Annotated in this window: 15 protein-coding genes and 1 tRNA gene; 8 read left to right on the top strand and 8 right to left on the bottom strand. The window is 71.5% G+C overall.

The window, feature by feature from the left end; all coding sequences use genetic code 11:
- Positions 1-113: 113 nt before the first annotated feature.
- Positions 114-1,517 carry a cellulose binding domain-containing protein gene (locus O7601_RS01625; RefSeq protein ID WP_281564539.1) on the top strand — a complete coding sequence of 468 codons (1,404 nt, stop codon included), beginning with the start codon at positions 114-116 and terminating at the stop codon, positions 1,515-1,517.
- Between the two features lie 263 nt (positions 1,518-1,780).
- Here the strand turns inward: O7601_RS01625 and O7601_RS01620 are convergent, their stop codons facing one another.
- Both O7601_RS01620 and O7601_RS01615 read right to left on the bottom strand, forming a co-directional pair.
- The gene (locus tag O7601_RS01620; RefSeq protein ID WP_281564538.1) at positions 1,781-2,431 is read right to left on the bottom strand and encodes a DedA family protein; all 651 of its coding nucleotides are present in this window, start codon (positions 2,429-2,431) and stop codon (positions 1,781-1,783) included.
- Positions 2,432-2,506: 75 nt separating this feature from the next.
- Positions 2,507-3,097, bottom strand: coding sequence for a DUF1349 domain-containing protein (locus tag O7601_RS01615; protein ID WP_281564537.1), 591 nt, complete (start codon positions 3,095-3,097; stop codon positions 2,507-2,509).
- A 58-nt stretch (positions 3,098-3,155) separates the two neighbouring features.
- On the opposite strand from O7601_RS01615, the gene O7601_RS01610 reads away from it, so the two are divergent.
- Both O7601_RS01610 and fabG read left to right on the top strand, forming a co-directional pair.
- Complete coding sequence (locus O7601_RS01610) at positions 3,156-4,808, top strand: alpha-amylase family protein (protein WP_281564536.1); 1,653 nt, start codon at positions 3,156-3,158, stop codon at positions 4,806-4,808.
- 127 nt (positions 4,809-4,935) lie between these two features.
- Positions 4,936-5,694, top strand: a complete 759-nt coding sequence (gene fabG / locus O7601_RS01605; protein WP_281564535.1) for a 3-oxoacyl-ACP reductase FabG — start codon at positions 4,936-4,938, stop codon at positions 5,692-5,694.
- A 40-nt stretch (positions 5,695-5,734) separates the two neighbouring features.
- Here the strand turns inward: fabG and O7601_RS01600 are convergent, their stop codons facing one another.
- Both O7601_RS01600 and O7601_RS01595 read right to left on the bottom strand, forming a co-directional pair.
- Positions 5,735-6,163: a hypothetical protein gene (locus O7601_RS01600; protein WP_281564534.1), complete on the bottom strand. Its 429-nt coding sequence runs from the start codon at positions 6,161-6,163 to the stop codon at positions 5,735-5,737.
- Positions 6,156-6,554, bottom strand: coding sequence for a hypothetical protein (locus O7601_RS01595; protein WP_281564533.1), 399 nt, complete (start codon positions 6,552-6,554; stop codon positions 6,156-6,158). The genes O7601_RS01600 and O7601_RS01595 overlap by 8 nt, the downstream gene beginning before the upstream one ends.
- Positions 6,555-6,816: 262 nt before the next feature.
- On the opposite strand from O7601_RS01595, the gene O7601_RS01590 reads away from it, so the two are divergent.
- Together O7601_RS01590 and erm are read left to right on the top strand one after the other, a co-directional pair.
- Positions 6,817-7,719 carry a Gfo/Idh/MocA family oxidoreductase gene (locus O7601_RS01590; RefSeq protein WP_281564532.1) on the top strand — a complete coding sequence of 301 codons (903 nt, stop codon included), beginning with the start codon at positions 6,817-6,819 and terminating at the stop codon, positions 7,717-7,719.
- Between the two features lie 328 nt (positions 7,720-8,047).
- Positions 8,048-8,845: an ErmE/ErmH/ErmO/ErmR family 23S rRNA (adenine(2058)-N(6))-methyltransferase gene (gene erm / locus O7601_RS01585; RefSeq protein ID WP_281564531.1), complete on the top strand. Its 798-nt coding sequence runs from the start codon at positions 8,048-8,050 to the stop codon at positions 8,843-8,845.
- Positions 8,846-8,850: 5 nt separating this feature from the next.
- Here erm and O7601_RS01580 read toward each other — a convergent pair whose 3' ends face one another.
- Positions 8,851-9,042, bottom strand: a complete 192-nt coding sequence (locus tag O7601_RS01580; RefSeq protein ID WP_093405351.1) for a DUF2795 domain-containing protein — start codon at positions 9,040-9,042, stop codon at positions 8,851-8,853.
- An 85-nt stretch (positions 9,043-9,127) separates the two neighbouring features.
- Here O7601_RS01580 and O7601_RS01575 point away from each other — a divergent pair, with 85 nt between their 5' ends.
- Positions 9,128-10,384, top strand: a complete 1,257-nt coding sequence (locus O7601_RS01575) for an erythromycin esterase family protein (RefSeq protein ID WP_281564530.1) — start codon at positions 9,128-9,130, stop codon at positions 10,382-10,384.
- Positions 10,385-10,443: 59 nt separating this feature from the next.
- Here O7601_RS01575 and O7601_RS01570 read toward each other — a convergent pair whose 3' ends face one another.
- A complete protein-coding gene (locus O7601_RS01570; protein ID WP_281564529.1) occupies positions 10,444-12,696 on the bottom strand; it encodes an MMPL family transporter in 2,253 nt (750 codons plus the stop codon).
- A gap of 36 nt (positions 12,697-12,732) precedes the next feature.
- Entirely contained in the window at positions 12,733-13,284 is a 552-nt protein-coding gene (locus O7601_RS01565) for a TetR/AcrR family transcriptional regulator (protein ID WP_281564528.1), read from the bottom strand.
- Positions 13,285-13,409: 125 nt separating this feature from the next.
- On the opposite strand from O7601_RS01565, the gene O7601_RS01560 reads away from it, so the two are divergent.
- Entirely contained in the window at positions 13,410-14,216 is an 807-nt protein-coding gene (locus O7601_RS01560; RefSeq protein WP_281564527.1) for an isocitrate lyase/phosphoenolpyruvate mutase family protein, read from the top strand.
- Between the two features lie 91 nt (positions 14,217-14,307).
- Positions 14,308-15,270 (top strand): ATP-dependent DNA ligase, encoded by a 963-nt coding sequence (locus tag O7601_RS01555; protein ID WP_281564526.1) that lies wholly within the window; start codon positions 14,308-14,310, stop codon positions 15,268-15,270.
- A gap of 186 nt (positions 15,271-15,456) precedes the next feature.
- On the opposite strand, the gene O7601_RS01550 is transcribed toward O7601_RS01555, so the two are convergent.
- Positions 15,457-15,531, bottom strand: a tRNA-Arg gene (locus O7601_RS01550).
- Between the last annotated feature and the right edge of the window lie 27 nt (positions 15,532-15,558).

The raw sequence follows: 15,558 nt of genomic DNA, 5'->3' as shown, positions 1-15,558 counted from the left end.
ACAGGGGGCCACGTCGACTCGCCCACGGCCAGCCCTGGACAGAAACAGTTAACAGTCTTAATAATAGTCGCCAGGTTGACGTCCATGGATTCATGTCCGGGCTGGAGGGGCACATGAAACGGTCCAGAACACTGGTACTGGCGGTGATCGGCGCGTTGGCCGCCGCGATCGGGGCGGTCGGGCTGGCGCCGGCCGCGTACGCCGCCGGAGTCACCGCGAGCTTCGTCAAGACGTCCGACTGGGGCTCGGGCTGGGAGGCAAAGTACACCATCACCAACGGGGGCGGCACCACGGTCAACGGCTGGAGTCTCGCCTTCGACCTGCCTGCCGGCACCACGGTCGGCACCTACTGGGACGCGTTGCTGACCTCCACCGGCCAGCGGTACACCTTTACCAACCGCTCCTGGAACGGCACCATCGCACCCGGCGCCTCGGTCTCCTTCGGCTTTCTCGGCAGCGGTTCCGGCGTACCGGCGAACTGCCGGCTCAACGGCGCGGCCTGCGCCGGCGGCACCACACCGACCACGCCGCCGGCCACCACGCCTCCTCCGACGACCCCGCCGCCGACCACGCCTCCTCCGACGACCCCGCCGCCGACCAGTCCGCCGCCGGTCACCGGGCTGCCGAAGCACATCCTCACCGGCTACTGGCACAACTTCGACAACCCGGCGGCTGAGCTGCGGCTGCGGGACGTGCCCACCGAGTACGACCTGGTGGCGGTCGCCTTCGCCGACGCGACCGGCACGCCCGGCGCGGTCGGCTTCGCCATCGACCCCGGGTTGTCCGCCTCGCTCGGCGGGTACACCGACGCCGACTTCTCGGCCGACGTGCGGACCCTCCAGAGTCGCGGCAAGAAGGTGATCATCTCGGTGGGTGGCGAGACCGGCCGCGTCGTGGTCAACAGTGCGGCGTCCGCGGTGGCCTTCGCCGACAGCGTGTACGCCCTGATCCGGCGTTACGGCTTCGACGGCGTCGACATCGACCTGGAGAACGGGTTGAACCCGACGTACATGGCGCAGGCCCTGCGGTCACTGCGGGCGAAGGTGGGCAGCGGGCTGATCATCGCGATGGCGCCACAGACCATCGACATGCAGAACCCGGCGGGCAGCTACTTCAAGCTGGCGTTGGACATCAAGGACATCCTGACCGTGGTGAATACCCAGTTCTACAACTCGGGAGCGATGCTCGGCTGCGACAACAACGCCGCGTACACCCAGGGGACGGTCAACTTCATCGTCGCGCTGGCCTGCATCCAGCTGGAGGCGGGGCTGCGGCCCGACCAGGTCGGGCTCGGCCTGCCGGCCGGTCCCGGCGCGGCCGGTGGCGGCATAGTCTCGCCCAGCGTGGTCAACGCCGCGCTGGACTGCCTGACCCGGGCCACCAACTGCGGCAGCTTCCGCCCCCCGCGCACCTACCCCGGCCTGCGCGGCGCGATGACCTGGTCCATCAACTGGGACGTCACCAACAACAACGCCTTCGCCCGCACCGTCTCCCCCCACCTCCGCACCCTCCCCTGACAGAGTCCCTGCCCCCGCCGAATCGATCATCGCGTTGGCGTCCCGCCCCGGCGGCGTCTCCGATCGCCCCGACCCCTGTGCGCCAGGTGAAGCAGAGCAAGCGGCCGGTCCGGCTTCACCCCGACACGCTCAAGATCCGGGCAACTTCCCTGATGCTGCTGTCTCAAGCCCGGCTGAGGCAGCAACATCTCCGAAGTTGCCCGGATCTTGGGGTTCGGTGTGGGGGTGTAGGGGGTGTAGGGGTGGGGCGATTGGTGGGGGTGTCAGGGGGTGTGGGTGGGGGTGCGGCGGCGGAGTTTCTTGATCACCCAGGTGGCGAGCATGAGGGTGAACAGGGCGAGGAGGCCGTAGTCGAACCAGGAGCTGTAGCGGTCGATCTGCTGCCAGCGGGAGCCGAGCGCGTAGCCGAGTCCGATGAAGAGCCCGTTCCAGATACCGCTGCCCAGCGTGGTGAGCGTGACGAACTCGACAAGCGGCATCCGGTTCGCCCCGGCCGGCACCGACACCAGGCTGCGGACCACCGGCGCCATCCGGCCGAAGAAGACCGCCCAGCGGCCGTACCGCTCGAACCACCGGTCGGCCTTCTCCAGGTCGTCCAGATCGACAAGGGGCAACCGGTCGAGCCACCGTTTGAGGCGGTCCTCGCCGACGACCGCGCCGACCCAGTAGAGGAACAACGCGCCGAGCACCGAGCCCACGGTCGCCGCCACGGTCACCACGACCACGCTGAACTCGCCCTCGCCGGCCAGGTATCCGGCCATCGCCAGGACGATCTCGCTCGGAATGGGTGGGATGATGCTCTCCAGGGCGACCAGCAGGGCCACCCCCACCGCGCCGCTTGCCTCGATCACCCCGGCGATCCAGCCCGTCAGCCCGCCGACCTGAGTGGGGTCGACGTCCTGGGCGAGCGCCATGATGATGCCTTCCGTGGGTCCGGCGTGAAGAGAAGTCATACCCGCCGGAGCCGCGAGACACACCGGTCGAACGGATCACTCCTGCGGATGCAGCGCCTCGTCGGCCGGGCCGAGGCGCCATCCGGTGAACCGCACGACGAGCCCGCCCCGACTGGGCGAGCAGCAGTACGGCCCAGCCGTCGCCACCGCACCGGGAGCCAGCGGGGCGAGCCGGACCAGCCGCCAGGGCTCACCGGCGACCCGGGCGCGTACGGTCAGCGCGTCACCGGCCCGGCTGACCCGAACGCTCACCTCCCGGCCTGCCCAGTCCGGGACCGGCGCCACGGACCAGTCGGAGACGTCGCGGGTCACCACCGCGCCCACCTGGGGCTGGCCGTCGCTGACCTCCACGCCGGCCTTCACCCAGTTCCGGTCGTCCACCCGGACCAGCACGCCGGCCTGGTCGAACTGCCCGGCCCAGGCCAGCCGGAAGTCGACCTCCACGGCGGTGCCGGCCGGAAACGGCGCCAGCAGGGCCGGGGCGTCGTCGTGCACGAAGCCGTAACTGGTGTGCCGCCACAGGTCGCTGCCCGGGCCCGGCTCGACGCTGAGCGTGCCGTCCGATTCCTCGGTGACCCGGACCGGCCGGCCGTGCCAGTTGCCGCGGGACCATGAGATGCTCCGCATCCCGGCACGGTACCGAGTCGGGTTTGCCGGCGTCTCGACCGGGAGAAGGTACCGGGGCATGGCTGACAGGTGGTATTCGGAGGCGGTCGTCTACTGCCTCGACATCGACACGTACGCGGACTCCGACGGTGACGGGGTCGGTGACATCCGGGGTCTGATCGGCCGGCTGGACTACCTGGCCCGGCTCGGGGTGACCTGCCTCTGGCTGCACCCCATCCATCCGTCGCCGAACGACGACGACGGCTACGACGTGACCGACTTCTACAACGTCGATCCCCGCTTCGGCACCCTTGGCGACTTCGCCGAGTTGCTGCACCAGGCCAACAACCGGGGCATCCGGGTGATCATCGACCTGGTGGTGAACCACACCTCCGACCAGCACCCGTGGTTCCAGTCCGCACGCTCGTCGCCGGACTCGCCGTACCGCGACTGGTACGTCTGGTCCGACCAGGAGCCGGCGGACCGGCACCAGGGCATGGTCTTCCCGGGTGAACAGCACGAGACCTGGACCTACGACCGGACCGCGAAGTCCTGGTACTACCACCGGTTCTACAAGTTCCAGCCCGACCTCAACACCACGAACCCGGCGGTACGCGCCGAGATCAAGAAGATCATGTCGTTCTGGATCCAACTCGGTGTCGCCGGCTTCCGGATGGACGCGGTGCCGTTCATCATCGAGCGCACCGAGCCGGGCGACCCGAACCCGGAACTGGACTTCGAGTTCCTCACCGAGCTGCGCCAGCACGTGCAGTGGCGGCGCGGGGACGCGGTCCTGCTGGCCGAGGCGAACGTCGAGCCCGACAACCTGCCCGCCTTCTTCGGCGACAGCGGCGGCTCGGCGAACCGGGTGCACATGCTCTTCGACTTCATGCTCAACGGGCGGTTGATGCTGGCCCTGGCCCGGCAGGACCCGGAACCGGTGATCGAGGCGCTGCGGGACACCCCGGCGCTGCCCCAGGGCGGGCAGTGGGCGACGTTCCTGCGCAACCACGACGAGATCGACCTGTCCCGGCTCACCGCCGAACAGCGCAACGAGGTGTACGCGCAGTTCGGTCCCGAGGAGCACATGCGCATCTACGACCGGGGCATTCGCCGCCGGTTGGCGCCGATGCTGGGCAACGACCGGCGGCGCGTCGAGTTGGCGTACTCCCTGCAGTTCTCCCTGCGCGGCACGCCGGTGCTGCGCTACGGCGAGGAGATCGGCATGGGGGAGGACCTGTCGCTGGACGGGCGGGAGGCGATCCGTACCCCCATGCAGTGGTCGAACCAGCCCAACGCCGGCTTCTCCACGGCGGAGCCGGAGAAGCTCGTCCGACCGGTGATCGACAAGGGTGAGTTCGGGTACGAGAAGGTCAACGTCACCCTCCAGCGTCGGGACCGCACCTCGCTGCTGGCCTGGTTCGAGCGGATGATCCGTACGCTGCGGGAGGCCCCGGAGATCGGCTCCGGCTCCACCACGCACATCGACGTGCCGATGCCGCCGGGGGTGCTGGCACACCGGGCCGACGGGCCGACGGGAACGATGGTCTTTCTGCACAACCTCGGCACCACCGACGCCGAGGTGGACCTCAGTCAGCTTCAGCCCGAGGCGGACCTGCCCATCGACGTGCTCGCCGACCGCAACTACGACGACGTCGGCAAGCTGGACAAGCTGCAACTCTCCGGTCACGGCTACCGCTGGATTCGGCTCTGTCGATCCTGGTCGCACTGAGCGGCCCCGACGCCGCCGGTGACCTCCGGGCCGGCCGGCCCGGTCCGGAGGTCGGGATCGACGGGGTTCATGCCGCCCGGGAGTGGGTTAGGCTCCTGCCGTCGAGCCAAGTTACCGGGAGGTAGGTATGTCGGAGGGGCAGCGGGTCGCCATCGTGACCGGGGCGGCACGGGGAATCGGTGCGGCCACCGCCAGGAGGTTGGCCGCCGACGGACTGGCCGTGGCGGTGGTCGACATCGAGGAGTCGGCGACCAAGGAGACCGTGGAGGCGATCGCGGCGGCCGGTGGCCGGGCACTCGGTGTCGGTGCGGACGTGGCGGACCGGGCCCAGGTGGAGGCCGCCGTGGGACGGGTGGCCGCCGAGTTGGGCGCGCCGACCGTGCTGGTGAACAACGCCGGCGTGCTCCGCGACAACCTGCTGTTCAAGATGACCGACGCCGACTGGGACACCGTCCTGGGCGTACACCTGCGCGGGGCGTTCCTGTTCAGCCAGGCCGCCCAGCAGCACATGGTCGAGGCCCGGTGGGGGCGGATCGTCAACCTGTCCAGCACTTCGGCGCTGGGGAACCGGGGTCAGGCCAACTACTCGGCCGCCAAGGCCGGCCTGCAGGGTTTCACCAAGACCCTCGCCATCGAGCTGGGCCCGTTCGGGGTGACCGTCAACGCGGTCGCGCCCGGATTCATCGTCACCGACATGACCGCGGCCACCGCCGCCCGGATGAAGGTGGACTTCGAGGCGATGCAGAAGCACGCCGAGGCGGAGATCCCGGTCCGCCGGGTGGGCCGGCCCGACGATGTGGCGCACACCATCTCGTTCCTGGCCAGCGAAGGGGCGTCCTTCGTATCCGGCCAGGTCATCTACGTCGCCGGCGGCCCGCGAGACTGACCGGCCTCGTCCACCGGGGCCCCTTCCTGGGACGTCAGGGTCAGGAGGGGGCCTCTGCCGTCCTCCGGCGCGTGTGTCGGAGCCAGGCGAGGCCGAGGATCGGCAGTACCAGCGGGATGTAGCCGTAGCCGCTGCCGAATTCGGACCAGACCGTCTCGTCGGGGAAGAGGTCCGGGCGGGCCAGACTGAAGACGCCGACCCCGACGACGCCTACCAGTTCCAGCGCGCAGCAGGCCAGGGCGACCCGGCGGCCCGCGTGACCGGCCCGCGCCAGACCGGCCGCGGCCACGATGTAGACCACCGCGGCGAGCGCGGAGAGCAGGTACGCCAGCGGCGCCTCGTCGAACCTGGTGGCGATCTGGAGGGCGGCGCGGCTGCTGGCGGCGATGGCGAAGAGCAGGTAGACCGCGATCAGCAACCGTCCCGGACCGGAGTTGGTCCGGGGTCGGGCGGCGCTCAGCTCAGCCACCGAGCACCTGCCAGGTCTGTTGAAGCCGGACCACCACCACCGGCGTCACCAGGCACACCGCACAGACGATCGCCGATCCCCACCGGGTCGGTTCCATCCGCGCCAGCACCGCCGCCAGCGGCGGCAGGCAGACCAGCGTGACCAGGTAGCCGAAGAACGAGCCCGGTTCGCCCGGTCGCTCGCCGCCGGCCACTGCCACGGCGGTCACCAGCACCAGGCCGAGCAGCAGTAGCTCCAGCCCGGCCAGCCCGATCAGCTGCATCCGGTCCGGCGGCCGGTGGCGCAGCGCCGCCACCAGGGCCCAGACGGCGACCAGCAGCGACAGCACGATGGCGGCGACCGCCAGCACCCCGTCGGTCGGAGATCCGGTGGTGGTCGCGGCGGTGGTCACCCGGGTCGCCCGGTGTTCGTTCCGATCACCGGCCCACTCTACTAACCCCCGTAGTAAGAGCGACCGCCGAGAGGGCCGGTGCCGTACCCGCCGTCCTGGTCGGGCGGCCACCCGCCCGCCATCCCGGACCCGGACGGCCGGCCGTGCCGCGTCGCGCCCGTCACGTCACGTTGGGACGCCGGGCACGGGGGGCCGCGGAGGACTAGCGTGATCACTGTCGCGGGGTCAGCCGTGGCCAGACGAGAACAGCGGAGGTACGGGGATGCGGTTCGGGTTGTTCGGCACCGGGCACTGGGCGGCGGAGACGCACGCGGCGGCGCTCGAGGCGCACCCGAGGGCGGAGCTGGTCGGCGTGTGGGGGCGCAACCCCGACAAGGCCGCCGCGCTGGCCACCCGCTTCGGGACGCCCGCGTTCGACGAGATCGACTCGCTGATCGAGGCGTGCGACGCGGTGGCCGTCGCACTGCCGCCCGACGTTCAGGCGGACATCGCCGTCCGGGCCGCCACCGCCGGTCGGCACCTGCTGCTGGACAAGCCGCTGGCGTTGAGCGTCGAAGACGCGGACCGGGTGGTCGAGGCGGCCAACAGGTCGGGTGTGGCTTCGGTGGTCTTCTTCACCGGCCGGTACCAACCCGAGGTCGCCGCCTTCATCGCCGCGACCGCCGCGGCTGGAGGCTGGCATACCGCCAACGTGATCCGGTTCGCCTCGATCTTCCAGCCCGGCAGCCCGTACGGGCAGTCGCCGTGGCGGCGGGAGCACGGCGCGCTGTGGGACGTCGGCCCGCACGCGCTGGCCGTCCTGCTGCCGGTCCTCGGCCGGGTGGCCCGGGTGGCCGCCACCGACGGCCCTGGCGGTCTGGTGCACCTGCTGCTCAGCCACGCCGACGGTGCCACCAGCACGGTCTCGTTGACCCTGGACGCACCGCCCCGCTCGGTCGCCGCGGAGTTCGTCTTCTACGGCGAGAGCGGCATCCAGCGACTGCCGAACGGTGGTGCCAGCCCGGCGACCGCTTTCGCAGTGGCGATCGACCAGTTGCTGGCCGAGATCGACGCCGGCAGCCGCGACCACCGCTGCGACGTGCGGTTCGGCCGCGAGGTGGTGGCGGTGCTCGACGCCGCCGAGACCGCCCGCGCGCAGGGCACCGTGATCGACGTGCCGGCCTGAGCGCGGGCCGTAATCCGGTGGCCGCCGGCCGGCAGGGCCGGTAGGGTCGCCGGCATGTGCGTGCACGCCCTGATCAACGCGGTCGCCACGCCGGCCGCCTTCGGGCCGCTGCTGGTGGCCCGCCCGCGCGTCCGGCGTCCGGCCCTGGCCGGCGCGACCCGCGACTGACGCCTCTCCCGCGTACGTCTCCGGCACCGTCCCACATCGCGGTGCCGTCCCTCCGCGCCATCTCACCAGGGCCGTCCGAGTCCCGATCGCTCGGACAGGCCCCGTCGACGGTCGCCTGTCCGCTCTCGTCGCCAACCCGGCGACAGACAAGGACGACGCCATGGCGCCCCGCCGTACCCGCACGACCGAACGCGACCGGTCCCGTCGCGTGCTCTCCCAGAACTTTCTCGCCGACCCGGCCGCCGTCGCGCGGTTCGTTGACGCCGCCCGCCCCGACCCGCACGGTCTGGTGCTGGAGGTCGGTGCCGGGCGGGGGCAGCTGACCCGCCCGCTTGCCGCGCGCTGCGGCCGCCTGACGGCGTACGAGGTGGATCCGGTCGCCGGAACGGAACTGGCCCGGGTCTGCGCGACCCTGTCGAACGTCACCCATCGCCAGGCGGACTTCCTCGCCACCGCGGCTCCCGCCGAGGAGTTCGCCGTGGTCGGCAACATCCCGTGGTCGCTGACCGCAGCCGTGGTGCGGTGGTGCCTGGCCGCCCCGAAGCTGCGCACGGCCACCCTGCTCACCCAGCTGGAATACGCCCGGCGGCGGGCCGGTGACTACGGCCGGTGGAGCCGGCTGACGGTGCTGAGCTGGCCAGAGTTCGACTGGCGGCTGGCCGGGCGGGTGCCGCGTACCGCGTTCCGCCCGGTGCCCCGGGTCGACGCGGGCATCCTGCGCATCGCGCGTCGGACACAGCCGTTGCTGCCACCTCAGGCGCTGCCGGCGTACCGGCGGATGGTCGAGCTGGGGTTCGGCGGGGTCGGCGGCTCGCTCGCCGCCTCACTGGCCCGCGAGCATCCACGGGCCCGGCTGGCGGCGGCGCTGCGCGCCAGCCGGCTCGACCCGGACCTTCCGGTCGGGCAGGTCTGGCCGGAGCAGTGGCTGGTGCTGTACCGCCTGCTGCACGCCCGCTAGCCGGCTCAGGGCAGGGTGCCCAGCGCCTCGGTCAGCTCGGTGGGCGAGCTGAACTGGTCCACCGGCAGCGCCCGTACGGCCTGCAACTGTTCGGTGCTCGCGCCGTTCTCCTGGCACCAGCGGATCAGGTCCTCGCGGGAGACGGGATAGTCCAGCCCGGCGAGGTATTCGTGCAGGGCGGCACCGCTGTCGGTCATGCTGTCCGATCTACCCGCCCAGGCGGGCCGGCACACCCCGGCGGGTCGCCGCGTTTGCCCGTCGGGGTGCCGGGTAGCCGCAGGCATGCTGGTACAGCGGCTCGGTGCGCCGAGCGACCTCGATCCGTTGCTGGAGCGTGTCCGGGACGCGCGGGTGGTGATGATCGGGGAGGCGACGCACGGCAGCTACGACTACTACCGCATCCGGGAGCAGTTGACCCGGCGGCTGGTCGCCGAGTGCGGTTTCTCCTTCGTGGCGGTGGAAGGCGACTGGCCGGACTGCGACCGGGTGCACCATTCGGTGACCGGGGCACCCGGCGGGGCGGCCGAGCCGCAGACCGCGCTGGAGGGCTTCGAACGGTGGCCGACGTGGATGTGGGCCAACGCCGAGGTGGCCCGCTTCTGCCGTTGGCTGCGGGCCTGGAACATGGAGCGGGCCGAGGCGGCCCGGGTCGGCTTCCACGGTCTGGACGTCTACAGCCTCTGGGAGTCGATGCAGGCGATCTTCGACTACCTCGGCGAGGAGGAGCCGGCGTCGTTGGAGGCCGCCCAGGACGCGTACCGGTGCTTCGAGCCGTACGGCAAGCGGGTCGAGGAGTACGGTGCGGCTAGCCGGTTCGTCTCCGCCCGGTGCGAGCAGGAGGTGATCCGGCTGCTGGCCCGTACCCGCGAACACGCCGCCACCGACGGGCCGGGTGCCTTCTCGGCCTGGCAGAACGCGGAGGTGGTGGCCGGCGCGGAGCGCTACTACCGGGAGATGGTGGCCGGTGGACCCGGTTCGTGGAACGTCCGGGACATCCACATGACCGACACCCTGGACCGGTTGCTCGACCGCTACGGGCCGGGTGCCCGGGGCGTCGTGTGGGCGCACAACACCCACGTCGGTGACGCGCGGGCGACCGACATGGCCGCCGACGGGATGGTGAACATCGGCCAGTTGGCGCGGGAACGTCACGGCGCGGACCAGGTGGTGTTGATCGGCTTTGGCAGTTGGCGGGGCACGGTGATCGCCGCGCCGCGCTGGGGCTCGCCTTCGGAGGCGATGGTGGTGCCGCCGGCCCGACCCGGTTCGCTGGAGCACCGGCTGCACGAGCTGATGCCCGAGCGCGCGGTGTTGGTCTTCGGCGGTCCGGACCAGCCGGGCTGGGTCACCGACATGCTGGACCACCGGGCGATCGGGGTGGTGTACGACCCGTCGTTCGAGTCGTGGGGCAACTACGTGCCGACCCGGCTCGGGGAACGCTACGACGCCTTCATCTGGTGCGACGAGACCACCGCGCTGCATCCGTTGCCCGCGCTGGCCGCTCCGGGCGAGATGGAGACCTACCCGGCCGGTGTCTGAGCCGATGAAGGCCCGGCCCGCCACCGGACGTTCGGTGGCGGGCCGGGTCACCGTGCGGGTCAGGCGCCGGCACCGACCCTGTCGTCGAGCTTGGCGCGCAGCTTCTCGCCCTCGATGTCGACGTTCGGCAGCGCCCGGTCCAGCCAGCGGGGCAGCCACCAGGCGACCTTGCCGAGCAGTGACATCACGGCCGGGACGATTGTCATCCGGACCACGAAGGCGTCGATGGCCACGCCGATGGCGAGCGCGAAGCCCATCGACTTGATCACCGGGTCGTCGAGGAAGATGAAGCCGCCGAAGACCGAGGTCATGATCAGGGCGGCGGCGGTGACCACGCGTGCCCCGTGCCCCATCCCGTTGATGGTGGCCTGCTGGGCGGTGTCACCGTGGACGAAGTCCTCCCGCATGCGGGAGACCAGGAACACCTCGTAGTCCATGGCCAGGCCGAACAGGATGCCGATCAGCAGGATCGGCAGGAAGCTGATCAGTGGGCCGGGAGTGTCCAGGCCGACCAGGTCGGCGAGGTGGCCCTGCTGGAAGACCGCGACCGTGATGCCGAAGGTGGCGGCGACGGTGAGCAGGAACCCCAGCGCCGCCTTGACCGGCACCAGCACCGAGCGGAACACCAGCATCAGCAGCAGGATCGACAGGCCCACCACCAGCGCCAGATAGATCGGCAGCGCGTCGGAGAGTTTCTCCGAGATGTCGATGCCGATTGCGGTCACGCCGGTGAGCAGCACCTCGGCGCCCTGGATGCCGCCGACGGCGGTGCGGATGTCGTGCACCATCGTCTCGGTGGCCGGGTCGGTCGGTCCGGTTTGCGGGATCACCCCGAGCAGCGCGGTCCGGCCGTCCGGGCTGAGCTGCGGCGGGGCCACGGCGAGCACGTTGTCGGTGCGCTGGACCAACGCGGTGACCTGCGGAACGGCCGCAGCGGTGGCGGCGGCGTCGTCGCCGGCGACAACAACTGCGAGACGGCCCGTGAAGCCCGGGCCGAAGCCCTCCGTGATCAGGTCGTTAGAGACCCGGGCGGCGGAGCCGACCGGAGCGGTACCGGCGTCGGGCAGCGCCAGACGCATGTCCGGTGCCGGCAGCGCGAGCAGCCCCAGGCCGAGCAGGCCGACCAGGATCACCGGGATCCGGAGCCGGGTGATCAGTCGGGCCCAACGGAAACCGAACGCCGAGGTGTCCTCGCCGCCGTTGGTGGCGGTCTCCGGTGCCGCGCGGTGGGTGGTCACGTCGCTGCGGCGGGCGGCGTCGTCCGGAATGTCATCGGCGGTCAGGGCCACCGGCACCGACGAGCGCAACCGGCGGGGCAGTACCCGGCGTCCGGCGAAGCCGAGCAGCGCCGGTTGCAGGGTGATCGCCACCAGCACCGCGACGGTGACCGTGCCGGCGGCGGCCAGACCCATCACGGTCAGGAACGGGATGTTCACCACGGCGAGCCCGGCCAGAGCGATGACGACGGTGGCACCGGCGAAGGTCACCGCCGAGCCGGCGGTACCGACCGCGCGGCCGATCGCCTCGTCCGCCGGCATGCCGTCGAGCAGATTCTGTCGATACCGCGAGGTGATGAAGAGCGAGTAGTCGATGCCGACGGCCAGGCCGAGCATCAACGCGAGGATGGGTGCGGTGCTGGTCAGTTCGACCACGCTGCTGAGTGCGAAGAGGCCGGCCATGCCGACGCCGACGCCGATCAGCGCGTTGAGCATGGTCATGCCCGCGGCCACCAGCGAGCCGAAGGTGACCACCAGGACGACGAGGGCCACCGCGACGCCGATCGCCTCGGTGGAGCCGACCTCGGGCTCGGTGTTCAGCACCTCACCGCCGGGCGCCACCTGCCAACCCTCGGCCTCGGCCTGGGTACCGAGTCGCTCGTACGCCTCCCGCTGTTCCTCGGTGATCTGGTCGGCGCCGTCGTTGAACTGCACCTGGACCAGCGCGTACTGGCCGTCGGGTGAGACCGAGCCGACCTGGAACGGGTCGATGGCGGCAAGCACACCCGGGACCGTGGTGGCCTCCTGAACGATCGACTGGATCGCCGCCTGGCCCTCGGGTGTGCCGAGTTGCCCCGGAGCCGGTGCCTTGACCGCGATCGTGCCGGTGGCGCCGGCCGCTGCCGGGAACTGCTCGTTGAGCAGGTCGAGTGCGCGCTGCGACTCCGTCCCGGGCATGGTGAAGTTGCTGGCCGTCGGGCCGCGCAGGGTCGCTGCTGCCAGGCCGAGCCCGACGAGTACGACGAGCCAGATCGCGGCGACGAGTCGCCGCCGACGCATCGATCCCCGGCCTAGCCGGTAGAGCAGGGTCGCCATGAGGTCCTTTCCCTCGGTCGTGGTTGGTGGGACGGGTCAGTGGACGGGCGGTTCGAGCGCCCGCCGCAGCAGGGCCAGCAGCGCGTCGCCCAGTTCCTGGTCGGGCACGTCGGCGAACTGGCCGCAGGTCTCGGCGATGCCGGCGAGCAGCACCAGCGCGGTGATCCGGGCGGAGGCCCGCGCGGGCTGCCCGGCGAGCGCGTCGATGAGCCGTTCGGAGATCTGCTGGATGTGGGCGAAGACGGGCTGTTGCAGCAGTTCCGGGAATTCGCCCCGGAGCAGGGCGATCTCGCCGCGGAACCGAACGGCGAGATCGACGAAGCCCTCGGCGGCGACCCGCTGTGCGGCGGCCGGCCCGGGCTGGGCGGCGATCTGGTCGTCGAGCGACCGCAGCACCTCGATCGCGGGCGCCATCAGCTCGGTGAGAATCGCCTCCTTGTTGGCGAAGTGGTACAGCACCGCCGCCTTGGAACAGCCCACCTCGGTGGCGATGTCCTGCAACGAGGTGCCCCGGTAGCCGGTGGCGGCGAACCGTCTCGCCGCCGCCGCCAGGATCTCGCCGTGGGTCTGCGGGGTGGTGCGGGCCATGGCTCCCAGCATGCCTGACCGATCGGTCAGAGGCTGACCGATCGGTCAGATCAGTGGCGTTCCCCACAACCAGCGTGGCCGAATTGGCTCTCCGGGCGAGCATCGTGCGAGCCGAGAATCGGGTCGTGACCGACTCGACGGCGGCCCGGGCGGTCGCGCTTCGTGCCCTGCACCGCCCCGGCGACCCGCTGGTGCTCCCCAACGCCTGGGACGCCGGTTCGGCCCAGGCGGTGGTCGACGCCGGCTTTCCGGCGGTGGCCACCGGCAGCGCGGCTGTCGCCGAGTCGCTCGGTTACGCCGACGGTGAGCGCATCCCGCCGGCGGAGATGTTCGCGGCCGTGACCCGGATCGCCCGTGCGGTCACCGTGCCGGTCACCGCCGACCTGGAGCGGGGTTACGGTCTGCGCCCCGCCGAACTGGTCGCCCGGCTGCTCGACACCGGGGCGGTCGGGCTCAACCTGGAGGATTCGGATCCGCGTACCGGCGTCATGGTCGATGCCGAGGACCAGGCCGACCTGCTGGCCGGGGTCCGGGCGGCGGCGGACGACGCCGGGGTGACAATTGTGGTCAACGCCCGGGTGGACGTCTTCCTGCGGCCCGGTGGTGAACCGGCCGACCGGCTCGCCGAGGCGGTCCGCCGGGCGCGCCGCTACCTGGCCGCCGGGGCGGACTGCGTCTACCCGATCCTGCTGGCCGACCCGACGCAGCTGCGGAGCTTCGTGCGGGCCGTGGCGGCACCGGTGAACGTACTGGCCCGACCAACTGCGCCGGGGCAGGCCGAACTGGCCGGCCTGGGGGTGGCCCGGATCAGCTACGGCTCCGGCCTGTACGCGGCGACCCGCGCCCACACCGCCCAGCTGCTCGCCACCGTCGCCGCCGGAGATCCCCTCGCCGGAGCGGCGGCTGGCCGTCGGGGGCGGCCCCGCAGGTAGGGCTCCGCTGAGACTGTCGAGCTGACGGCGTGGCCGGATCACCGACGCCGTTCCGGTTGACCGCAAGGCGACCGGCCGGGATGGTGATCGGATGAGCGGGGCTGATGAGACCCGGGACGGGGTCGCGCTAACCAATCTCGACCAGCCGTTGTTCGACGGGTCGGGGGCGAGTAAACGCGACCTGGTCGACTACCTCGACGCGGTGGCCGACCGGATCGTCCCGCACTTGCGCGGCCGTCCGCTGTCGGTGGTCCGGGTGCGCCCGGGACAGCCGCAGTTCATGCAGAAGAACCTGCCGCGTTACACCCCGGACTGGATACGCCGGGTGTCGGTGTGGGCCGAGGCGTCCCGCCGGGAGATCGCGTACGCGCTCTGCGACGACCGCCGTACCCTGCTCTGGTTCGCCAACCAGCGGGCCGTCGAGTACCACCCCACCCTGGCCGTGGCCGACGACCTGAGCCGTCCCACCCACCTGGTGCTGGACCTCGATCCGCCGGAGACCGGTGGGTTCGGGGCCGCGGTGGCGGCCGCGCTGCTGGTCAGGCAGGCTCTCGCCGACGCCGGGCTGGCGGGTGCGGTGAAGACCAGCGGCGCCAAGGGGGTGCACGTCTTCGTCCCGGTCGAACCCGGCCCCGACGCCGAGGAACTGGCCGCTGCCACCCGGGCCCTCGCGGCTCGGGCGGAACGACTGGATCCGGCGCTGGCGACCACGGCGTTCATCCGCGAGGACCGGGGTGGCAAGGTCTTCGTCGATCCCACCCGCACCGGCGGCGCGACAGTCGTGTCGGTGTACAGCCCTCGGCTGCGTCCCGGCGTGCCGGTCTCCTTCCCGGTGCCCTGGCCGGACCTGGCGTCAGTCACCGCGGCGGACTTCACCATCCGGACCGTCCCGGTGCTGCTGACGGAGCGAGACCCGTGGCGCGAGTTGATGCCGGCGCCCCAGCGGATTCCCGGCGAGCTGATCGAGGAGGGGCGGACGATTCCGGTGCCGAGGGTGCAGGCGATGCACGAGGGCCGCCGCCGGGCCCGCGCCCGACGTGCCGCCACCGACTGAGGAGGATCGCCACCGATGTAACCCCGATTCCTGGCGAGCCAGCCATCAGTGTCGCCAGCCTCGCCGAACTCCAGTTCGGTGTCCTGGTCGCGAAAAGCACCGGAGAATCCATCGCGCAGCCGGACGCGCGAGTAGGCCCCTGACCTGGTATTCCCTGGTCAGGGGCCTCTGTATGCTGGTCTTGGATGGTGCCCCCGGCAGGATTCGAACCTGCGCCCCCGCCTCCGGAGGGCGGTGCTCTATCCCCTGAGCTACGGGGGCTCAGCGACTGGAGAAGACTAGCAAACG

It is taken from the genome of Verrucosispora sp. WMMD573 (genome assembly GCF_027497175.1).
Classification (GTDB): Bacteria; Actinomycetota; Actinomycetes; order Mycobacteriales; family Micromonosporaceae; genus Micromonospora.
This window is presented reverse-complemented; position numbering and strand designations above follow the sequence as displayed.

What these genes read in the sequence shown, in the direction of transcription:
- O7601_RS01625 (WP_281564539.1), top strand. Translation starts at nt 114, where the DNA reads ATGAAACGGTCCAGAACACTGGTACTGGCGGTGATCGGCGCGTTGGCC.
- O7601_RS01620 (WP_281564538.1), bottom strand. Translation starts at nt 2,431, where the DNA reads ATGGCGCTCGCCCAGGACGTCGACCCCACTCAGGTCGGCGGGCTGACG.
- O7601_RS01615 (WP_281564537.1), bottom strand. Translation starts at nt 3,097, where the DNA reads ATGCGGAGCATCTCATGGTCCCGCGGCAACTGGCACGGCCGGCCGGTC.
- O7601_RS01610 (WP_281564536.1), top strand. Translation starts at nt 3,156, where the DNA reads ATGGCTGACAGGTGGTATTCGGAGGCGGTCGTCTACTGCCTCGACATC.
- fabG (WP_281564535.1), top strand. Translation starts at nt 4,936, where the DNA reads ATGTCGGAGGGGCAGCGGGTCGCCATCGTGACCGGGGCGGCACGGGGA.
- O7601_RS01590 (WP_281564532.1), top strand. Translation starts at nt 6,817, where the DNA reads ATGCGGTTCGGGTTGTTCGGCACCGGGCACTGGGCGGCGGAGACGCAC.
- erm (WP_281564531.1), top strand. Translation starts at nt 8,048, where the DNA reads ATGGCGCCCCGCCGTACCCGCACGACCGAACGCGACCGGTCCCGTCGC.
- O7601_RS01580 (WP_093405351.1), bottom strand. Translation starts at nt 9,042, where the DNA reads ATGACCGACAGCGGTGCCGCCCTGCACGAATACCTCGCCGGGCTGGAC.
- O7601_RS01575 (WP_281564530.1), top strand. Translation starts at nt 9,128, where the DNA reads ATGCTGGTACAGCGGCTCGGTGCGCCGAGCGACCTCGATCCGTTGCTG.
- O7601_RS01570 (WP_281564529.1), bottom strand. Translation starts at nt 12,696, where the DNA reads ATGGCGACCCTGCTCTACCGGCTAGGCCGGGGATCGATGCGTCGGCGG.
- O7601_RS01565 (WP_281564528.1), bottom strand. Translation starts at nt 13,284, where the DNA reads ATGGCCCGCACCACCCCGCAGACCCACGGCGAGATCCTGGCGGCGGCG.
- O7601_RS01555 (WP_281564526.1), top strand. Translation starts at nt 14,308, where the DNA reads ATGAGCGGGGCTGATGAGACCCGGGACGGGGTCGCGCTAACCAATCTC.